The organism is Rhodoferax sp. GW821-FHT07F03, from assembly GCF_059418745.1.
This window is the reverse complement of record NZ_JBWKQM010000012.1, coordinates 205,754-226,123: the sequence shown is the minus strand read 5'-3', so window position 1 is coordinate 226,123 and position 20,370 is coordinate 205,754. Positions and strand designations below refer to the sequence as shown.

Sequence of the window (20,370 nt, the reverse complement as noted above, 5' to 3'; positions counted from 1 at the left end):
CAGCAGGTCCTTAGTCTTTTGCCGGAAAGTGTTGCATCCAGGATTTCCGGACCAGATGCGGCAGTAGCAAGTGCAAGGGCATTCGCAAGGCATGGGAGCGCACATACAGCAGCCAGCGTGCGAGCCCTGTCCAGCGGCTGTTGCAGCTGGGGTGGTTGGGTTGCAACGCGAGGCCTAGTGCCCATGCCATGAATTTGCGGGACAAGGTGCTTGGGCCCATTTTGTCTACACGGCTCTGCAGCTGGGCGGGTAGCTGGAATCCAAACAAATGTTGAATCTGCTGCAAAGCGTGGAAAAGCGGTATGCCCAAACCCAGAAGGTCCGCACGGTGGAGCAGGTGCTCCCAGAAGTCAGTTTGGCGGCCGAAATCATTCAGCATGTCGCGCAGGTCCAGCAGGTCACGCAGGCCATGGCCGAATTCGCCTTCCTGGAAGAGATGTACGGAGCTGTGCAAGACCATATCCACCGGCGCGAGCACAAACAGACCAGGCTGGCCGGCCAATGGCTGGATGTCTTGCAGCAACCTCTGGCCGTCGACATTGAAGCGTGAGGTGGGGGGGGTGATCGTGTGGTGCAGGTCGATGAACGAATCGCGGCGCACGTGCCGCAGTGGCGGGATTTCATGCATCCACTGCCGGTAGTAGCGCTGGTTGTAGGCATCGCGTTCATCCGAAATCCAGCCGGCGCCCAGCAGCGCGCTTTCGGCGATCTCGATCTGGTCTTTGGGGACCAGGATGTCGATGTCGGCAAATAGGCGCCCACGTGCCGCAGGCAGATCGGCCATCAGATAGGCCGCGCCTTTGAGCAGTACCACGGGTATGCCCAGAGGACGCAATGCCTTGCAAATTTGATCGACCTCCCAGCGGATTTCATGCTGCTGCCTGTCTGCCAGGCGCAAGGCGCTTTCCAGGTGGGGACGTGGTCCAGGCGGAACTTGGCTCAGCCGTTCGCTGTCCAGCAGATGGCAAGCCAGGCGCGCCAGCAAGCGGGATTGGCGTGCCTGGCCCAGCAGTACCTCCCATTCACGTACCGAATAGTTGGGGCGCCAATTGGAGTCGGCCCATACCGGGGTCAGCAGGTTGGCGCTCACGCGGCACTCCCGGTGGCCAGTGCATCGAATGCGGCCACGGCATCATCCAGCTGGCTGTAGCGAAAATCAAAGCATGCGCTGGCGTCCACCACTTGGGACAAAGTCTCAAATCCCTTCAAGCCCAATACCATGTAGTTGAAGGAGTTGCGGCCCAGTTCCAGCATGCTGTTGGCTTTGGAGCGGGGCGTCATCTGGGCTTGGGCACCGGCCACATATTTGGGGAAGATGACCCAACGCGGTCGTGCTGTGTCCTGGATGCGTGCGATGTGCTCCGACGGCACCTTGAGCAGCGACACACTGCCTTTGGATGTTTCATGCACGACTTTGCTGAAGACCGCCCCCGGTACGTACCCACGAATTACGTCAATAGACTGGTTTTTGAGGCTGATGGGGCGCCCCAGCGGCGTGATGGAGGCGTCCTGCAGCGAAATAAGCGCCAACTCATCCGACAGCAGCCGCCAGCCTCGGTGCGTCAAGCCGGCGCAAAGCGTGCTTTTGCCGGAGCCTGGCGGGGCAGGCATGATGGCAGCGAATCCATTCTTTTCAATGACGGCGGAATGCAATAGGAGGTACTGGTGCGCGTACATGGCGATGCACCAGTTCATGGACCATTCCAGCAACGGAAATGCGTGGTCCTGCGGCAAGGGGATGAAAGGCTCGTTGCCGTCAAATTTGAAAATGGCCTGGCGGCGGGTCCAGCGCCGAATGCCAGAACCTTCTGCAATCGTCACGGTAAAGTCGGCAAACTCTTCGTCTTCCAGAACCGGATAGTCTGTGTAGAGGGTTGCCAAGCCTTCAGATACGGCATGGATGGGAGAGATGATCCGAAATGAAAATGGGCCGATTTTGAAGATCAGCCCATTTGATTTCAATCTATCTTTTATCTTGGATGCAGGTACTTCTCCAAGTTTCATGCGTTCACTGCTTCCAATAGTCCGTTGGTGGAGAGTTCAACCAAAATATCCTCTGTCAATTTCGGGAGATCCGAATTCTCGGCCAAATACGCAATCTGGGAGAGTTCTGAGACTATTGTGTCCGAATTGGATGCGCCATTGCACAAAGTATTGAGGATGAAAGCCCGCACGGAGTCGAGCTGGTGTGTTTGCCCGGAGGTTTCGTCAAAGACTACGTACTCATCATCCCAAGAGGCCCAATGCAGGCGAATCGCAGGGTTTATTTGGTACGAAGTTGTCTTTGGCGCGCTGGGCAAAATATATTTAGCTTTCCAGGTACGACTTGAAGAAATTCAAGGCATTGGTGTGCGTAGGTTCTGCCGAGTTATACAAATCAATGACTTGCTTGGGCGTATATGGGTAGTTTTGGGCTAGGGAGCCACCACAGGCATTCAGCAGTGCCGCTATCCAATGGAAGTACTCGGTGTTCGTGTCATTATTCAAAATGTAGAGCAGCCCACCCGTGCTTCCACTGCCAAATACCGATTTGAATGTTGAATTTTCCGTGAACGACTTGGTTCCAACGTAGTTGGTTGCATGGCCGGTGACGGGGTTGTAATTGGGCCAGTGCGAGCACATTTTGTAGTAGCCGGGGCTGTAGCCCATGCAAACAGTACGATTGGTCACTTGCGAGTGAACGCCCGACATGACGCCCGAGACCGAACACAGCTGGCCGGATGAAGTCACGGTCGTCGCCAGGGTATGCATGGGAACTGCAGCTGCAGCGACGACGGTTGAGCCCTTACCTAGACTCTTCAAGAGCATGCGCCTACGCGCCATCGCATCTGTGCTGAGCCCTGCATGGCTCAGTGTTGCGTCAGGTGCTGCGGCCTCGCTGTCGGGAGTGTGGATATGGTTTGACATTTTGCGTCCTGGCGTTCGGTGTTTTGCAGTAACTTTTAATTGCTGTGTAAATTACAGCAATTACCATGCCTTGTAGTTGACCATGGGGAAATCTCCATAAAATTCAAAGACTTATAGCTTTTTTGGAAAAGTTTTAAGTCCTTGAATGTATGGGAATTGTTGAAATTGTAAGAAAATTCGACACTTACACCAGAGTGCTTCCCCGATTGACCAGGCATGGCGCCGTTGCCGCCATTTTGGGTGGAACTCTTCGTATGGTGACGCCGCTGATCTGGCCGCTTTTTTGCGGGCAGGGGCGTGAACGTGGATTCAGGCTGCGTGGACGCGCGGGCTTTGTGAAACGGCTTGCAGCCCTCGCACCACATCACCCACAACCATGATGGACGGGCTGCCCAGTTGTTCGCTCTCGATGGTGTCGTGCAGCGCGCCCAAGTGGGTGATGGCGTGGCGCTGGGTGCGCAGGGATACGTTTTGCACCACGGCGACCGGGGTGCTGGCGGGCAGGCCGGACAGCAGTTCGTCCTGGATCTTGCGGGCGCCGCTGACGCCCATGTAAATCACCAGGGTCAGTTTGGCGCTGAAGGCGGTGGCAGCCAGGGCGCGCCAGTCCGTGCCTGCATCGCCAGGCTTGGCATGGCCAGTGATGAAGATGACGCCGTGCGCGTGTTCGCGGTGGGTCAGTGGCACGCCCAGCGATGTAACGGCGGCGAGACCCGATGTGATGCCGTTGACGACATTGACCTGTATGCCGGCGGCCTGCAGGTGTTCTACCTCTTCGCCGCCACGGCCGAAGATGAACGGGTCGCCGCCCTTCAGGCGCACCACGTTTTCGCCTTCGCGGGCGGCCATGATCATGAGTTTTTCAATGAAGGCCTGGGGCGTGGATTTGCAGCCGCCGCGCTTGCCCACATGGACGATGCGCGCCGTGGGTGGGGCATAGGCCACGATGTCTTCGCTCACCAGATCGTCCACCAGCAGCACGGTGGCTGCCTGGATGGTTTTGAGCGCTTTCAGCGTCAACAATTCCGGGTCGCCAGGGCCGGCGCCGACCAGGTGAACCATGCCGGGCTGGAAAGAGGTGGATGCGGTGTTGTTCATACGTGGGCGGGGCTATGGGCTGCAGTGTGGGTAGCGATTAGTTCTGTGATGCGCAAGATATGTTCCACCTGCTGGGCGATAGGGGCGGGAACCGGTTTGCGTCCAGCAAGCACATCTTGGGTATAGGCGGCGGTGGTGTCTACGTCAATCTCTTTGGGTAGCTCGGGCACGGTGGCTAGCGGGCCGGCATGGGCTTCCTGCACCACCTGGGGCTGGCCGTGCAGATAGGAGGTCATTTGTGGCGCGCGGCGCGGGTCGGCCACGACTTCGCCTTCGGTGCCGCGCAGCAGCAAGGCGTTGGTTTTCATCAAGGCAAAAGTGGCTGCCATGGACACTGCGTATTCGGGGTGGGTATAGCTGCTGACCACCAGGCTGGGGCCGGCGCAGGGCGCCATCAGCTTGACCAGGCTGTGCGCCGGGTTGCGCAGGCCGACCACGCGGCGCACGTCCAGCAGGCGCTTCAGGCCGGGGCAGAGCAGCTCGGTGCTGGCAAAGCAGACTTTGCCATTTGCTATGGGTTTAATAGCTGTTAGCGCAGGTATATCCAGCGCCAGAAGCACATTTTGTGCAGTGACGCGGCTAGACTCGGTGGCCGTGCCGTGCACTAGCACCGGCAGGCCTTCGCGGGCCAGCAGCAGGGCCAGTAGCGGGGTCAGCACCGGCAGTTTGCGTGCGCCGTTGTAGCTGGGCAGTACGACGACCGGGCGGTCGCCTACAGGGACCAATTGCAGCCGAGCACGGGTGGCATCCAGAAAGCCGGCCATTTCGGCGGCGGTCTCTCCCTTGATGCGCATGGCCAGGCAGAAGGCGCCGATTTCCAGATCGGTCAGGCCGCCGTCCAGCACCTGGCCGAACAGGTCGGTGGCTTGTTCACGCGACAGCGCCCGTGCGCCGTCTTTGCCGCGGCCGATTTCTTTGATGTAGTGGCTGATTCCCATGACCTGATTGTCGCGGATGGCTGATAACAAAAAGTTATTTGCGGAATGACGGACGGCGCGCGCTCAGGCCGGTTGCGCCGTTGGCATCGTCGCGCGCACCATACGCCGCAACTGCGGCAGGCAGGAGCCGCAGTTAGTGCCGCATTTCAGCTTGGTTTGCAATTGGCCTAGGCGTTCGTCTTCAAAGCCACGGCATTGGGTCAGCTCGGCGTTGATGGCGTCTTCGGTTACGTTGAAGCAGGTGCAGACCTGGGTCCCGCGTGCCTTGACCGCCACCGGTGCCTTGCTGCCGGGTATCAATAGCAGGCGGCCATAGGCTTGGGCGGGCAGCTCGTCTTGCAGCAGGGTCTTGATCCAGCTCTCGGCGCTGGTATCGCCGGCCAGCACAAAGCCAGTGAGCTGCACGGTGTCGCCTTCGCGGGCCAGGCGTACAGCGCGGCGTTGGCCTTTCTTTTTGTCCGCGTAGCGCAGCACATCTGCTGCGTCCAGCCCCAGCAGCTTTTCGATGCGCGCCAGCACTTCGTCAGGGGGCGTTTCATGGCTGGCCGCACGGAACAGCAGGCCGCTGCGTTCACGGCCAAAGGGTACGACGCTGGCGTAGGGGAATTGCACCATCAGCGCCTTGAGCTGCTCGCGTGCCGCCAGCGCCTGGTCGTCGGGCAGCCAGGCCACGCCCAGCAGGGACCAGGGCAGCTCGGCTTTCAATATCTTCACCGCTGCGTGCTTCAGCTCGGGCTGTTTCGATGTGGGGCAGTAAGCCGAGGTGGTCAGCGCATTCACACCGGTCAGGCGCTCGCCGCTTGCGCTGACGCCGCTGAGGAATTCTTCACCCCAGTGCATGGCGATGAAGGCCTGGCTCATGCCGACTTCGGGGCTGGATTGTAGCGGTACCACGATAGAGCCGCGCCGGCTGGTCACGTGGACCAAGTCGCCTTCGTTCAATAGGCGGCGCGCCATGTCTTGCGGGTGCATCTGGATGCTGGGTTCGGCCACGTGGCCAAACAGGCGGCCCACGGTGCCGGTGCGGCTCATGCCATGCCATTGGTCGCGTAGGCGGCCGGTGGTCAGGGAGAAGGGGTAGCGGGCTTCGCGTGGCTCGGCCACCGGTTGGTAGACGGTGTTGGCGAACTTGGCCCGACCGTCAGCGGTGGGGAAAATGCCGTCTTCGTACAGCCGTGCCTTGCCGGTGCTTTCGCCTGTGGGCAGCGGCCATTGCTGGGGGGCGACATCGAGCATGGCGTAGCTCATGCCGGTGATGTCCAGATCGCGGCCACGGGTGGACTCGCGGTGTTCGTTCCAGATGGATTCGTCTGTGGCGTAGTTGAACAGCGCGGCGGGGCGGCCGAGTTCGCTTTCCAGTAATTGGGCGAATTCGACGGCGATCGACCAGTCGTGCCGGGTTTCACCAGGGGCGGCAACAGCAGGGCGCACGCGGCTGATGCGGCGTTCGGAATTGGTCACAGTGCCGGTTTTTTCGCCCCAGGTGGTGGCCGGCAGCAGCAGGTCGGCGTATTCGCAGGTGGTGGTGGTGGCAAAGGCTTCTTGCACGATGACCAGCTCGGCGCGTTGCAAGGCGCGGCGCACCAGGGACTGGTCGGGCATGCTCTGGGCCGGGTTGGTGCAGGCGATCCACAGTACCTTGATGTCACCGTCGGCCGCGGCCTGGAACATTTCCACGGCGGTCTTGCCGGGTGTGGCGGGTACATCGGGCACGCCCCATAGCGCTGCGACTTCGGCGCGGTGGTCTGGGTTGGCCAGGTCGCGGTGGCCGCTGAGCAAGTTCGCCATACCGCCGACTTCGCGGCCGCCCATGGCGTTGGGTTGGCCGGTGAGCGAGAACGGGCCGGCGCCGGGTTTGCCGATCTGCGCCGTGGCCAGGTGCAGGTTGATCAGCGCCGCGTTTTTGGCCGTGCCGCTGCTGGACTGGTTCAGGCCCTGGCAGTACAGGCTGAGTGTGGCCTTGGAGGTGGCAAATAGGCGGGCGGCAGTGTGCAGATCTTGTTTGCTGATGCCGCAGATTTGCGCCACCAGATCGGGCGTGCAGTCGCGTACCGTGGCCTTCAGTGCGTCGAAGTCATTGGTGTGGGCGGCGATATAAGCGGCATCGGTCCAGCCTTCCCACAGCATGATGTGCAGCATGCCGTTGAACAGCATCACGTCGGTGCCGGGCTGGATGGGCAGATACAGGTCGGCGATCTCGGCAGTGTCGGTGCGGCGTGGGTCGGCGTAGATGATCTTCATCGCCGGGTTGGCTTTTTTGGCGTCTTCGATGCGGCGGAACAGGATGGGGTGGGCCCAGGCCGTATTGCTGCCCACGATGAAGATGCAGTGCGTGTGGTTCACGTCGTCGTAGCAGGGCGGGGGCGCGTCGGCACCCAGTGTGGCCTTGTAGCCGGCCACGGCGCTGCTCATGCACAGGCGCGAGTTGGTGTCGATATTGTTGGTGCCGATCAGGCCCTTGGCCAGCTTGTTGAAGACGTAGTAGTCCTCGGTCAGCAGTTGGCCGGAGATGTAGAAGCCCACGGCGTCCGGTCCGTGCTCCTGGACCACCTGGGCGAACTTGCGCGCGGCCATGCCCAGGGCGTGGTCCCAGGACACGCGCTTCGGTGCCTGGTCACGCTGCAGGCGCTGCATCGGGTGCAGCAAGCGGGTCTGCATCGTGACTGCGGCGCTGGCCGTGTGGTGCAGGGTCGAGCCCTTGGTGCACAAGCGGCCAAAGTTGGCCGGGTGGTCGGGGTCGCCGCGCACGCCAGTGATCTGCGTGCCAACAGATTCGATAACTACGCCGCAGCCGACGCCGCAGTAGGGGCAGGTGGATTTGGTTTCGATGGGCGTGGTCATGGGCGCGGCGTAGCGGTACTCAGGCTTTTTCAGGGATTTTGTGGGCGGGGCCAGCAACGGGGGCGGTGAACTCCAGCCCCACGGTCGCCAGTTCCTGCGGGCTCAGGTGTACGGTTCCGTCCACCACCTTGACGCTGAACTTGGGCGTGCAGCCCACGTCGGGTGCAGCGGCCTGGCCGTCACACAGACCAATGCTCCAGTTGTGTAGCGGGCAGGCTACGCTGGTGCCGAAGACGATGCCCTGGCTCAGCGGACCGCCTTTGTGTGGGCACCGGTCCAGCAGGGCGAAGACTTCGTCCTGGCTGTTGCGGAACACGGCCACGTCCATGCCCTGGGCACGGGTCACGCGGCGCGAGCCTAGTACCGGGATGTCGTCGACTTTGCAGATGACTTTCCATTCACTCATTTTGCTATTCCTTTTGTAGCTATCCGTTTATAGGGGGTGGGCGCTGAATGTCTTTTTAGACATCAAGTGCGGCGAACAAGGTTGTTACCCGATCCATGGTGGCGAGCAGGTTTTCACTGGTATTGAAAACATCGGCCATGGATTGCGGGCGCGCATCCCCATTCTTCAAATGCTGGAGGGCACCGTCAAAAAATACCCATTGGCCATCGGCCAGTGCGAGTTGCTCCTGGATGCGCTGCGTGGTCTGCGGTGCACTGCGTAGCAACTGCATGGCCGCCAGGAATTCCGTGCGGGCTTTGTCGATCTCTTTCAGACTGATAGACGGGTCCAGCAGCAAGGTGCTAGCCAGGTAGAACTTGGCCATGCGCTGGCTGAGCATGCGTTGCCGGCCCGAGACGTTGACCAATTTGCCCACGGGCTTGTCGAGCGTCGATTCAAATTGCAGTGTGCCTTGGTTTGATAAAGCCAGCACTTTGGCATCCTGCTGCAGCAATGCAACAGCGTCCGCACGCTTGGCATCTTTGTTCAACAGGCCAGCTTTGAAAGCCGTCCATTGTGGTTCCACCTGGCTGTAGGTTTCACGCAGCTCAGCGCTGGATGCGAAGCGGCGCAGGTCTGCCAGTTGCTCTTCAAACAGCGCGACGGATTGGGTCAGCACCTTGCGTGCTTTATCAACCTCCACACCTTGCATCACCGCGAGCCATGCTTTGCTCATCCGTTGGCTGAGCATGCGTTGCCGCCCGGCTTTATTGATGGCGTCACCCAGGCTGGCAATTTCCGCCCAGGCATTGAAGCCCAGCATGGCGCATGTGCCACTTGCCAAAGTAACCATGACGATCCGACGTTGCATGGGCTCAGGCGCTGAGAGTCGCAAACTGGCGGGTGTCGACCTGCGCGTCCTTGAAGTCGAACCAGGGATCGGGCTCACCGTCCAGCGCGAACTGCAGGCGTTCCCACAGCGTCTTGCGGCCGGCTTCGTCTTCCAGGATGCGTTTCTTCACATAGTCCAGGCCCACACGTGCCACGTAGTGCACGGTACGCTCCAGGTACCAGCCTTCCTGGCGGTACAGCTCGCAGAAGGCGCCGGTGTATTCCAGCACTTCGGCGGCAGTTTTCACTTTCACTAGGAAGTGCGCGACCTCGGTCTTGATGCCGCCGTTGCCGGCGATGTACATCTCCCAGCCGCTGTCGACACCGATCACGCCCACGTCCTTGATGCCGGCTTCGGCGCAGTTGCGCGGGCAGCCCGATACGGCGAACTTGACCTTGTGCGGTGCATACATGCGCCACATCGCGCGCTCCAGGTCCTTGCCCATCTGGGTGCTGTCCTGTGTGCCCATGCGGCACCATTCGCTGCCCACGCAGGTCTTCACCGTGCGCAGCGCCTTGGCGTAGGCGTGGCCGCTGGGCATACCGATGTCTTTCCAGATACCGACCAAATCCTCTTTCTTCACGCCCAGCAAGTCGATGCGCTGGCCGCCGGTGACCTTGATGGTCGGCACCTTGTACTTGTCGGCCGCATCGGCGATGCGGCGCAGCTCGTCGGCCGTGGTTTCGCCGCCCCACATGCGCGGGATGACGGAATAGGTGCCGTCTTTCTGGATGTTGGCGTGGCTGCGTTCGTTGATGAAGCGGCTTTGTGGATCGTCCTTGGCTTCCTTGGGCCAGCTGGAGATCAGGTAGTAGTTGACGGCCGGGCGGCAGCTGGAGCAGCCGTTGGGTGTCTTCCAGCCCAAGCCCTTGAAGACGGAGTCGATGGTCAGGAATTTTTCCTTGACGATGGCTTCGCGCACCGCCTGGTGGCCCTGGTCGGTACAGCCGCACATGGCCTTGGTCTTGGGCGTGGCCGAGTAGTCGCCGCCGGCGGTGAACATCAGAATCTGCTCGACCAGGCCGGTACACGAGCCGCAGGAGGCACTGGCCTTGGTGTGCTTCTTCACTTCTTCCAGGGTGAACAGGCCTTTTTCGCGGATGGCCTTGCAGATCGTGCCCTTGTTCACGCCGTTGCAGCCGCAGACTTCGGCGCTGTCGGGCATGCTGGCGGCCTTGTTGTGGCCTTCGTGGCCGGTGTCGCCCAGATGGCTTTCGCCAAACATCAGCTTGTCGCGGATGTCGGCCACGCTGCGACCGTCGCGCAGCAGCTTGAAGTAGAAACTGCCGTCGGCCGTGTCGCCGTACAGGCAGGCGCCGACCAGCTTGTCGTCCTTCAGCACCAGCTTTTTGTAGACGCCGCCGAACGGGTCGCTCATGATGATTTCTTCGGTACCTTCGCCGCCCATGAACTCGCCGGCGCTGAACAGGTCGATGCCGGTAACTTTCAGCTTGGTGGAGGTCAGCGAGCCCATGTAGCGGCCGATGCCGAATTCGGCCAGGTGGTTGGCCGCCACCTTGGCTTGTTCAAACAAAGGTGCGACCAGGCCGTAGGCGATGCCGCGGTGGGCAGCGCATTCGCCCACCGAATAGATGCGGCCGTCGGTCACGGTCTGCATGGTGTCGGTAACCACGATGCCGCGGTCCACGTGCAGGCGCATCTTGCTGGCCAGGTCGGTGTTGGGGCGGATGCCCACGGCCATGACCACCAGGTCGGTGGCGACCTCGGTGCCGTCCTTGAACTTGATGGCGGTGACGCGGCCGTCCGGGCCGCCCACCAGCTCTTGCGTTTGCGCGCCCATCAGGAACTTCAGGCCGCGCTCTTCCAGCGACTTTTGCAGCAGCTTGCCGGCGACGCTGTCGAGCTGGCGTTCCATCAGGGTGGACTGCACATGCACCACGTGCACCGTCATACCGCGCAGCATCAGGCCGTTGGCCGCTTCCAGGCCCAGCAGGCCGCCGCCGATGACCACCGCGTTCTTGTACTTGGTGGCGGTGTCGATCATCTCGTTGGTGTCGGCGATGTCGCGGTAGGCGATCACGCCTTTCAGGTCCTTGCCGGGGATGGGCAGGATGAAGGGGTTCGAGCCGGTGCACATCAGCAGGCGGTCGTATTCGGCTTCGGTCACGTTGCCGTCGGCATCCACAGCGCGCACCACGCGCTTCACGCGGTCGACTTCGGTGACCTTCTTGCCTGCATGCAGGGTGATGTTGTTCTCGGCGTACCACTCCCAGGAGTTCAGCACGATCTCGTCCAGCGTCTGCTCGCCCGCCAGCACTGGTGACAGCAGGATGCGGTTGTAGTTGGGGTGGGGCTCGGCGCCGAATACGGTGATGTCGTACAGATCGGGGGCGACCTTGAGCAGTTCTTCAATGGTGCGTACACCGGCCATGCCGTTGCCGACCATCACCAATTTAGATTTTTTCATTCAAGCGACTCCAGAGGTTGCGAAAAAATGTGGACCCACGGTAGAGCGCACAAAGTTCATAGGGCGCAGCAAACAGGGGCGGTGAAGCAAGGGGGTCAGGTGTGGTGCCCAGGTCTGCAAGCAGAACATGGGTGAGAGCGCGAACGCAGTCACTGCCAGGGCCCATGCCCAGGACTTACACCATTACGCACGGCGTTGTACGTAAAACCCGCCGGATGGACGGGTAAGGGCGCGTCGTTACGCCCGCAATTTCTCATGCAAAAGCTGTGCCATCCGGTGGAATATGGGTTTACCCTATGGGCTTGTGACGCGCACGAGGCGCGCAGCCTTTGAAAAGCGATTGATTTTTATGACATCTGCATTGGTACATCTCAACGCGCCCCAGGGAGCGCACACCCTGCTGGCTGACCTGGAGGCGGTGGGCATTCGCCTGCTGGCGCCGCCGGTGGAGCGCAGCAAATTGGTGCAAGAGGCGGTGCTGCATGCACCAGATGTGTTTGTGATTTACGACCCGCTACCCGACGACAGCCTGTTCAAGGCCTTGCAGGCCCTGTTGGAGACCGCGCCTTGTCCGGTTGTGCTGTTCACCAACGACAACGACGCCGACCGCCTGGATCTGGCCCTGGCCTGCGGCGTGCAGGCCTATGTGGTGAATGGCTATGGCCAGCACCGCTTACGCCCGCTGTTGCAGCTGGCCCAGGCTGTATTCAAGCGCGACCAGGCGCTGCGGGACGAGCTGCAGGACCTGCGCAACCGCCTGGACGAGCGCAAGATCGTGGAGCGTGCCAAGGGGGTGCTGATGCATGCACGCCAGGTGTCCGATGACGACGCCTTCCAGATGCTGCGTACCGCCTCCATGCACACAAATCAGCGCCTGGGCCAGGTGTCGCAGCACATCGTGCATTCGGCACGCTTTGCCGAGGGGGTGAACCGCGCCGGCCAGCTACGCATGCTGTCGCAGCGCATGGTCAAGCTGTACCTGCTCCAGCTGGCGGGCGTGCAGCCCGCGCAGTACGCCGAGGCACAGCTGCATTCGGCCCAGCGCATCGACGGCAACATGGCCTTCCTGGGCAAAAGTCTTTCGCAGCCCACCTTTGGCGACCTGCTGGCCCAGGTGGCGCAGAGCTGGCGCCAGCTTAAATCTGGCCTGCAGGCCGAGCAGCGTGCCAGCCAGATGTTGCAGGTAGATGGCCAGGCCGAGCAACTGCTGCTGCATGCCGAGCGGCTCACTGGTGTGCTGGAAAGTGCGGGCGCTGTGGCCCCGCTGCATGTATTGAACGTGGCCGGGCGCCAGCGCATGCTGTCCCAGCGTTTCGCCAAACTGGCATTACTGGCCATGCTGGGCGACCGCGCCACCCAGCAGCGTGCCCATGCGGGCATGGCCGAAGCCCGCGACACCTTTGAGCAGGCCCTGAACTATCTGAACGATATTCCGCTCAGCAGCCCCGAAATCCGAGCCAAGCTGGTCACGGCGGGCGAGCAGTGGCGGCAGCTGCAGTCCGGCGCAGCCGATATGCCACGCGGCCTGGAGGCCGTGGCCCTGGCCAGCGAAGGCCTGTTGGATGTGTTTGAAGGCCTGAGCGACCTGTACGAGCACAGCATGCAGATGCTGATGGGGTAAGCCCTAGGTGTTTGTGCACCAAATTGGGCGCATTAATTGCTTGCTTGGTGCATGGCATTTGATATCGACATAGGTTTTACGTCCCTCGCCGGCACCAAGCCGGTGAATGAGGATTTCTGCGCGGCCATGCTGCCGGAGGCGCACCAACTGGGCATGGGCTCCATCGTGGCATTGGCCGACGGTGTGAGTGCAGGCGGTATGGGCAAGGAGGCGGCGCAGACCACGGTCACCAGCTTGGTGCGCGACTACTACGCTACGCCCGAAACCTGGGACACCACGGTGGCGCTGGATCGCATCATTGGTGCGCAGAACGCCTGGCTGGCTGGCATCAACCGCCGTCGCAAGCCGGCGATGGGCCTGACCACGCTGACGGCCGTGGTGCTGCGAGGCCAGTCCTATACCGTGGCGCATGTGGGCGACTCGCGCGCTTATCTGCTGCGCAATAGTGTGTTCACCCAGCTCAGCCACGACCATGTGGCCGATCACCCCGACCTGCGACACCAGCTGCTGCGTGCGGTAGGTATAGACGAACGCTTGCTGGTGGACTACCTGCAAGGCGACCTGCAGGTGGGTGACGTGTTTGTGCTGCTGACCGATGGTGTGCACGGCGTGCTGGCCGACCCGCAGTTGCAGGCATTGGCCCAGGCCGACAGCGCCAAGCTTGCCGCCGAAAACCTGGTGCAGGCTGCACTGCAACGTGGCAGCCGTGACAACCTGACCGCCATGGTGGTGCGTGTTCTGGGTCTGCTGGACGCCACGCTGGAAGACGAAAACCGCGCTGCGCGTGCGCTGCCCATCCCCGGGCCGTTCCGTGTGGGCGACATGCTGGATGGGCTGGTTGTCACCGCGATGGTGGCAGACAACGGCATCAACGTGGTGGTGCAGGTGCGCGAGCCGAAAACCCAGGCCTTGTACGCCCTGAAAACCCTGCATCCCAGCCGCGCCCATGATCCGCAGGAGCGCGCCATGCTGGCACACGAAGCCTGGTTGGCCAAGCGCATGCTGTCGGGTCGTGCCGCCGACCATCTGGTGGCGCTGCACGACACATTTCCTACCAATAGCAGCACCGGCCAGCCGGCCAGTGCGTTCTATTTGCTGTACGACTGGCACAGCGGTGAGACTCTGCAGCAGATGCTGGACCGGCAACACAAGTTCAGCGTGCACCAGGCCGTCAGCGCGGCGCGCCAGGTAGCCTTGGCGCTGGGCCGGTTGCACCGGCAAAACGTGATCCACCGCGACATCAAACCCGCCAACCTGCACCAGGGCGAAGACGGCGTGCTGCGTCTGCTGGACCTGGGTGTTGCGCTGAGCGGCCGCGAACCCGAGGCCATGCGCAAGCTGCACGCGGGCACGCCCAGCTATATCAATCCCGAGCAATGGGGGTTCAGCTTGCAGGGCAGCGATGCGCCGGAAGAGCTGCCCAACCCGCAAAGCGATTTGTTCGCCTTGGGCGTGACCCTGTACCAACTGCTGACGCACAAGCTGCCCTATGGCGATGTGTTGCCCTACCAGGTGGGACGCTACTACCGCGAGCCCACGGCCCCCAGCCGCCACAACCCTGAGATCCCCATCTGGCTGGACCATGTGGTGCTGAAAGCTGTGGCCCGCGACCAGCGTCAGCGCTTTGAGACCGGCGAGGAATTCCTACTGGCCCTGGAGCGGGGCGCCTCGCGGCCCCTGACGGCTCCAGCCCCTTCACCACGGCTGCGGTGCGACCCAGCGGCCATCTGGAAGCTGGGTTTGCTGGTGTCGGTGTTGTTTAACCTGCTGCTGGTGTACTGGCTGCTGTTTTTGCCGAAGTAGGGAGCGGCCCCACATAGACCGTGAACAGTCTCTCAGGCCGCAGTGGGTACGCGTGGCAACACATGCCCAGTCTCCAGCAGGGTCTTCAGATTCGACAGCACTGCAGGCCACCCACCCGATATGCCTGCCAACATCTGCGCGTCAAGATCGATATGGCTGACGGTCAGTCGGACCAGGCCGTCGATGCGCTGTTCGATATCGATTTCCACGCGCGAGTGTTTGGCTTCGTCACCGGCTTCGCTGGGGCGTGCCCAGGTGTAGACCAGGCGGCTGGGTGGCTTGCACTCCACCACCTTGCCGCAGATGTCTACCGTGCGCGCGGCATCCAGGCGCTGGTGTTCCCATTTCGAGCCGGGCTTCCAGTCGGACACGTTGACGCGGGCACATTCTGATGTGGGGCCCACCCAGTACTGCGCCATTACGTCGGTGTCCATGAAGGCTTGCCACACCTTTTCGGGCGTGGTGGCGATGTAGGTTACGTATACAAAACTAGGTTTTGTCGGTGTTGTCGTTGTCATTTGCCTTTCCTTCCAATGTGTTCTTCAGCTGATGCAGTGCGTCAAGTCGGCCGTGCTCGAACTTGGCGATCCACCGCGTGTGAATCTCGTGCAGCGGCACGGGGTTGATGTAGTGCAGCTTTTCGCGCCCTTGCCATACCACCGCCACCAGGTTGGCGGCCTCCAGCAGTTGCAAATGCTGGGTGACTGCCTGGCGTGTCATGTCCATGTGCTCGCACAGTGCGCCCAGTGTCTGGCCGCTCTCGTTGTGCAGTTGGTCGAGCAGGCGCCTGCGCGTCGGGTCGGCCAGTGCTTTGAAAACTTTGTCGATATCCAAAACGTGCTTTCATCATCGGTGGCACCTCAGTCAGCACCGTCGCCGCTGATATGCGGGTCGTTCGGGTTGGGGGTGCCCGTGCCGGTTTCCACCAGCGATTTCAGGCTCATCAAATAAATCGCCCACTTGGTGCTGCAATGGTGCATGAATTCCACCGGCTCTTTCCACCCCTGGTGTTTGAAGAGAACGATGGCGTGGTCGCCGGATTGCTGCAGGTCGAAGCGGATGCGGGTGCCTATCCATTCCGCAGGGCCGTCCACCACCTGCCACAGCACGCTGCGGGCGGGTTCCAGTTCCAGCACTTGCATGTCAAAGCCGCCGATCTCAACACCGCCAGCGCTGAAGCGGAAGCGGAGGGCGCCGCCGGCTGCAGCATCACCTTGCGTGTTGCTCGTCCACCAGGCCGCCAGGCCCGTGCGCGTTGTCAACGCTTGGTAGACCGCGTCTACCGACGACTTGATTCCGACCCTGTGCAGGATATCCACCATGACTTTCTCCTTGAAGTGTGGATTTAGTATATGCAAGCAAATACTTGCATGTCAAATCGAATACGAACCAAAGAAGGGGGCTCAAACGAAAAAAAGCCGCGCAACCCTTGTAGAGGCTGCGCGGCAAGCTACTTTTTAGGTAGCGTCTGATTGCTCGGTTCGTGGCGAAAAGGAGTTTGGTGGCGGCTTAGAGGCAGGAATTTCCCGTGAAATTCTCACGCACTGCGTGCGCGCCCACCTTTCTCCGCCCAGGTGCGGGTCCAGCGGATTTGCATCACCCGCAGCAGCACCAGCATGGCGGCGGCGCAGGCGGCGAAGCCTACAAAGCCCCAGATATAGCTGCCTGCGTGCTGCTTGCTCAGGCCCATGGCGTTGGGGATTAGGCCTCCGCCCAGGGCTCCGATCTCACCGATCATGGAGCCAGCGACTGCGGTGGACAGAGGCCAGCGCAGCGGTACCAGTTGGAATAGCGCGCCGTTGCCCGCGCCCAGGGCCGCAAAGCAGACCAGGAACAGCAGTACGGTGATGGGTAAGGAGTTTTGCGACAGGCCGCACAGCACCAGCGTGACACTGACCACCAGCAGCACGCCTGTCAAGGTATTCACGCCGCCCCAGTGGTCGGAGATCCAGCCGCCAAATACCCGCAGGGCCGCGCCCATGAAGGCCGCCAGCATGGTCAGTTGGCCGGCTTGCACTTTGCTCACGCCAAACTGGTCGTAGAAGTAGCTGGGCAAAAAGGTGGTCAGGCCGATGAAGCCGCCGAAGGTCACGGCGTAAATCAGGCTGAAAGCCCAACCGTCTTTCTCGAACAGGCAGGCAATGTGCTCCTTGAAGCTGGCGTGTTTGTCCAGGTCTGGTGGTTCCTGGGCGAAGATGATCATCGCCAGCATGGGCAGCAGGATGGCGACGGCGGCAAAGCCGTACACGGTTTGCCAGCCAAAAGCCTGGGCCAGGGGCGGCGCCAGCAGGGCGGATACGGCCGTGCCCACATTGCCCGCACCCACGATGCCCATGGCCAGGCCCTTGTAGCGTGGAGGGAACGAGCCTGAACCCAGCGACAGCGCCACACCAAAGCTGGCGCCGGCAATGCCCAGCAGCACGCCCATGGCCAGCAGCTCGTTGAACGAGTGGACGAAGAAGTAGCCGAATAGCATGGCAATGGCGATGCCACCCATCTCCACCAGCGTGGCGTTCTTGCGGCCTATGTACTGGGCCAGGATACCCAGCGGGAAGCGCATCAGCGCACCGGCGAAGATGGGGATGGACAGCATTACGCCTTTTTCGGCCGGCGACAGCTTGTAGGCCTCGGTGATGAAGGGCGCCATGGTGCCGTTCAGTACCCAGATCGCGCAGGAAAACGCGAAGTAGAAGAACGCCGCCCCCAGGGTCGGTGCGTGGCCGGCTTTCAGAAAACTGCGGAAATAGCTTGGCTGTGTCGCCATGGTCAAGGTCCTCTAGGTTTTGCATGCCCGCTGCGTGGGAGCAGGGGGGGGGCCATCGCGCACGCAAACGTGCACTGACAGTGCTGCAAAGATACGGTTATGGAAATGAAACCCGCCAACAGAAACCATATGGCCTGCGCCATGCCTGGTCTTGCGGAGAGCACTACCCTGTGCACACCTCGTTGTACGCACAGCCTGCCTGTGGGGGCAGGAATGGGCGCGCCGTTACGCCCGCAGTGAATCATGCAAAAGTTGTGCCATGGCGATGCGACACATTGGTGCAGAAATGGGCGTACCGGGCGCAGCCTGCTGACACCACGCTGTCAGCAGCAGGTCTGCACCATACGGTTCTCTTTAACTGAACCCCGAAAGGATGCATCCCATGTCTAACTCCAACGCCATCAGCTGGTTTGAAATCCCGGTCAAGAACATCGACCAGGCCCAGCGTTTTTACGAAACCGTGCTGGGCAAGAGCCTGCACCGCGAAGTCTTTCCCATGGGCGGGCAGGACTACACGTTAGCCATTTTTGCTGCACCGGACGAGGGTGTGAAAGGCTGCCTGCAAAGCGGCGCCGACACGCCCGAACCGTCCATCCAGGGCACCTTGGTGTACCTGGACTGCTCGCCCAGCATAGACGCGGCCCTGGAGCGCGCGCAAAGTCTGGACGCCAAGCTGCTCAAGCCCAAGACCGCCTTGCCTCCGGGCATGGGTTTCATCGCTCACTTGCGTGACCCGGACGGCAACCGCGTCGGCCTGCATTCCCTGGTCTAAGTATTGGCCATGGCACGCAAGAACTGGATTGCCGTGGCCAGCGCCGTCCATGCGCGGCGTGGCTGCAGCGTGGAGGCGGGCGGTGTGGGTTATATGCAGGTCTGCCATGGCAAGGCCGCACCGCTCAAGCGCGTGCAGGCCGGCGACCGCGTGGCCTACTACGCGCCCACCGTCACCATGGGCGGCAAGGACCGGCTGCAGCGCTTTGTGTCGATCGGCCTCGTGCAGCCGGGCGGGCCCTACGCCTTTGACATGGGCGGCGGCTTTGTGCCGTTCCGCAGGGACGTGGCCTATGTGCCGGCGCAAGAGGCGTCCATCCTGCCGCTGCTGCCGCAGTTCGAATTTGTCGAGTCGCCTGCCCGCTGGGGCTATAAGTTCCGCTTCGGCCTGTTCGACATCAGCGACGCCGATATGCGCCTGATCGCCCAGGCCATGCAGGCCGACTTGGCGGTCTTGCAATTTCAAACGATTCAGCCTTCTGGCGCAGAGGGAATCTGCGCAGATAGCTATATATTAGATAGCGCCTCGCACAGAGGTCTGCAGCTTTCAATACCGGACATTCCAATATGACCCTGATCCCTCCGCCGCGCCTGGTGCGCCTAGACACAGCCCGGCTACTGGCCGGCATTACCACGCGCACCAGCAACCTGGAGGAGATGAACCCCCTCACTGGCAAGATTCCGGCCCTGTGGGGCCGCTTCTTTGCCGAGCGGGTAGCCCAGTCTGTGCCGGGCTATACCCCGCAGGCGGCGCTGTACGGTGCCTATAGCGGTTATGCCTCGGATGTGAACGGTGCCTACGACCTGACTGCCGCCGTGCAGACCCAGCAGCCGCCAGAAGCTTCACTGGGCCTGCACAGCCTGGAGATTCCAGCCGGCGCCTACATGGTGTTCGAAGGGCAGGGCGCCATGCCGCAGACCGTGCTGGCCCTGTGGGCGGCGGTGTGGCAGTATTTTGAGAATGCGCCCGCCCACCCGCGCCGCTACGCCGTGGACTTTGAGGAGTACACCGGCGAGGGCCGCATCGCCGTCTACATCGGCGTCACCGTGGTCGATTGATCTGCTGCATTTTTCATAGCTTCTGGCGTATGTATTTACTGCGCTGGCGGCCTAAATAGCTTAAAAAATTTTCACACACCATGCGCCGTGCCGACCGCCTGTTCCAGCTCGTCCAGCTGATCCGTGGGCGGCGTTTGTCCACCGCCACCTTTCTGGCCGAGCGGCTGGAGGTGTCCGAACGCACGGTGTACCGCGACGTGGCCGACCTGCAGCGCCAGGGCGTGCCTATCGAGGGCGAGGCCGGCATGGGCTACCGCTTTGGCGCCGGCTTTGAGCTACCGCCGCTGATGTTCAGCCAGGACGAGGCCAAGGCCCTGGTGGCCGCCGTGCGCCTGTCCCAGCCTTGGCTGGACGCGCCCTTGGCCCTGGCTGCCGAGGACGCTTTAGGCAAGATGCTGTCCATCTTGCCGCCGGCCGCGCGGGTGGCCGCCGAGAGCTTGGCGGTGTATGCGCCGCCGGCTAGTTACAACGGCCTGACCGCTCCGGTGCGCGCCCACCTGCAGCTGCTGCGTGAATCCATAGGCCAGCGCCGCAAGTTGCAAATGGATTACTGCGACGTAAAGGACGCCCAGAGCCAGCGCACCGTACAGCCCCTGGGCTGCTTTTACTGGGGCCGGGTCTGGACCCTGGTGGCCTGGTGCGAGGCCCGAGACGACTTTCGCAGCTTCCGCGTGGACCGCATCCGCAGCCTGGAGGTGCTGGACACGTCATTTAGCTCCGAGGTCGGGCGCACATTGGCGGATTTTTTGCGCAAGGTGGCGTGTTAGCTGCCCTAATACAACCGATTCGTAAACTCTTGTAAGGGTGGTGAGCAATAGGAATGGTATGGTGGCAGGCATTTAGTCTGCCATTCCAGCTGTCGG

General features: G+C 61.7%; 20 protein-coding genes. 6 read left to right on the top strand and 14 right to left on the bottom strand.

Annotated features, from left to right (window positions below; translation table 11 throughout):
• Positions 1-10 precede the first annotated feature (10 nt).
• The 10 genes from AC07R0_RS19725 to nirB all read right to left on the bottom strand — a co-directional run bounded on the left by AC07R0_RS19725 (position 11) and on the right by nirB (position 11,489).
• Positions 11-1,090, bottom strand: coding sequence for a nucleotidyltransferase domain-containing protein (locus tag AC07R0_RS19725; RefSeq protein WP_495106101.1), 1,080 nt, complete (start codon positions 1,088-1,090; stop codon positions 11-13).
• Positions 1,087-2,004, bottom strand: a complete 918-nt coding sequence (locus AC07R0_RS19720) for an HprK-related kinase A (protein WP_495106100.1) — start codon at positions 2,002-2,004, stop codon at positions 1,087-1,089. Before AC07R0_RS19720 ends, AC07R0_RS19725 begins: the two co-directional genes overlap by 4 nt.
• Positions 2,001-2,300, bottom strand: coding sequence for an HPr-rel-A system PqqD family peptide chaperone (locus AC07R0_RS19715; protein WP_495106099.1), 300 nt, complete (start codon positions 2,298-2,300; stop codon positions 2,001-2,003). Before AC07R0_RS19715 ends, AC07R0_RS19720 begins: the two co-directional genes overlap by 4 nt.
• 7 nt (positions 2,301-2,307) lie before the next feature.
• Positions 2,308-2,907, bottom strand: coding sequence for a hypothetical protein (locus tag AC07R0_RS19710; protein ID WP_495106098.1), 600 nt, complete (start codon positions 2,905-2,907; stop codon positions 2,308-2,310).
• Between the two features lie 309 nt (positions 2,908-3,216).
• Positions 3,217-4,005, bottom strand: a complete 789-nt coding sequence (gene cobA, locus AC07R0_RS19705; RefSeq protein WP_495074697.1) for a uroporphyrinogen-III C-methyltransferase — start codon at positions 4,003-4,005, stop codon at positions 3,217-3,219.
• Entirely contained in the window at positions 4,002-4,943 is a 942-nt protein-coding gene (ybiB, locus tag AC07R0_RS19700; protein WP_495106097.1) for a DNA-binding protein YbiB, read from the bottom strand. Before ybiB ends, cobA begins: the two co-directional genes overlap by 4 nt.
• 63 nt (positions 4,944-5,006) lie before the next feature.
• Positions 5,007-7,784 (bottom strand): nitrate reductase, encoded by a 2,778-nt coding sequence (locus tag AC07R0_RS19695; protein WP_495106096.1) that lies wholly within the window; start codon positions 7,782-7,784, stop codon positions 5,007-5,009.
• A 19-nt stretch (positions 7,785-7,803) separates the two neighbouring features.
• Positions 7,804-8,190, bottom strand: coding sequence for a nitrite reductase small subunit NirD (gene nirD, locus AC07R0_RS19690; protein ID WP_495106095.1), 387 nt, complete (start codon positions 8,188-8,190; stop codon positions 7,804-7,806).
• Between the two features lie 55 nt (positions 8,191-8,245).
• Positions 8,246-9,040: a type IV pili methyl-accepting chemotaxis transducer N-terminal domain-containing protein gene (locus AC07R0_RS19685; RefSeq protein ID WP_495096579.1), complete on the bottom strand. Its 795-nt coding sequence runs from the start codon at positions 9,038-9,040 to the stop codon at positions 8,246-8,248.
• A gap of 4 nt (positions 9,041-9,044) precedes the next feature.
• Positions 9,045-11,489, bottom strand: coding sequence for a nitrite reductase large subunit NirB (nirB, locus tag AC07R0_RS19680; protein WP_495106094.1), 2,445 nt, complete (start codon positions 11,487-11,489; stop codon positions 9,045-9,047).
• Between the two features lie 349 nt (positions 11,490-11,838).
• Between nirB and AC07R0_RS19675 the strand changes: the two genes are divergently transcribed.
• Together AC07R0_RS19675 and AC07R0_RS19670 are read left to right on the top strand one after the other, a co-directional pair.
• A complete protein-coding gene (locus AC07R0_RS19675) occupies positions 11,839-13,110 on the top strand; it encodes a type IV pili methyl-accepting chemotaxis transducer N-terminal domain-containing protein (protein WP_495106093.1) in 1,272 nt (423 codons plus the stop codon).
• 51 nt (positions 13,111-13,161) lie between these two features.
• Complete coding sequence (locus AC07R0_RS19670; protein WP_495106092.1) at positions 13,162-14,913, top strand: bifunctional protein-serine/threonine kinase/phosphatase; 1,752 nt, start codon at positions 13,162-13,164, stop codon at positions 14,911-14,913.
• A gap of 32 nt (positions 14,914-14,945) precedes the next feature.
• Here AC07R0_RS19670 and AC07R0_RS19665 read toward each other — a convergent pair whose 3' ends face one another.
• From AC07R0_RS19665 to AC07R0_RS19650, 4 genes are all read right to left on the bottom strand, one after another.
• On the bottom strand, positions 14,946-15,431 hold the full coding sequence (locus AC07R0_RS19665) for an SRPBCC family protein (RefSeq protein WP_495106091.1): 486 nt from the start codon (positions 15,429-15,431) through the stop codon (positions 14,946-14,948).
• Complete coding sequence (locus AC07R0_RS19660; RefSeq protein WP_495106111.1) at positions 15,403-15,741, bottom strand: ArsR/SmtB family transcription factor; 339 nt, start codon at positions 15,739-15,741, stop codon at positions 15,403-15,405. Before AC07R0_RS19660 ends, AC07R0_RS19665 begins: the two co-directional genes overlap by 29 nt.
• 32 nt (positions 15,742-15,773) lie before the next feature.
• Positions 15,774-16,235 (bottom strand): SRPBCC family protein, encoded by a 462-nt coding sequence (locus tag AC07R0_RS19655; RefSeq protein ID WP_495096575.1) that lies wholly within the window; start codon positions 16,233-16,235, stop codon positions 15,774-15,776.
• A 215-nt stretch (positions 16,236-16,450) separates the two neighbouring features.
• Positions 16,451-17,677 (bottom strand): MFS transporter, encoded by a 1,227-nt coding sequence (locus AC07R0_RS19650; RefSeq protein WP_495074687.1) that lies wholly within the window; start codon positions 17,675-17,677, stop codon positions 16,451-16,453.
• A gap of 382 nt (positions 17,678-18,059) precedes the next feature.
• On the opposite strand from AC07R0_RS19650, the gene AC07R0_RS19645 reads away from it, so the two are divergent.
• The 4 genes from AC07R0_RS19645 (at position 18,060) to AC07R0_RS19630 (ending at position 20,274) form a co-directional block, all read left to right on the top strand.
• Entirely contained in the window at positions 18,060-18,449 is a 390-nt protein-coding gene (locus AC07R0_RS19645; protein WP_495106090.1) for a VOC family protein, read from the top strand.
• 9 nt (positions 18,450-18,458) lie between these two features.
• On the top strand, positions 18,459-19,019 hold the full coding sequence (locus AC07R0_RS19640; RefSeq protein WP_495106089.1) for an EVE domain-containing protein: 561 nt from the start codon (positions 18,459-18,461) through the stop codon (positions 19,017-19,019).
• Positions 19,016-19,507: a GyrI-like domain-containing protein gene (locus AC07R0_RS19635; RefSeq protein WP_495106088.1), complete on the top strand. Its 492-nt coding sequence runs from the start codon at positions 19,016-19,018 to the stop codon at positions 19,505-19,507. The genes AC07R0_RS19640 and AC07R0_RS19635 overlap by 4 nt, the downstream gene beginning before the upstream one ends.
• Before the next feature lie 80 nt (positions 19,508-19,587).
• Complete coding sequence (locus AC07R0_RS19630) at positions 19,588-20,274, top strand: helix-turn-helix transcriptional regulator (RefSeq protein ID WP_495106087.1); 687 nt, start codon at positions 19,588-19,590, stop codon at positions 20,272-20,274.
• Positions 20,275-20,370 lie beyond the last annotated feature (96 nt).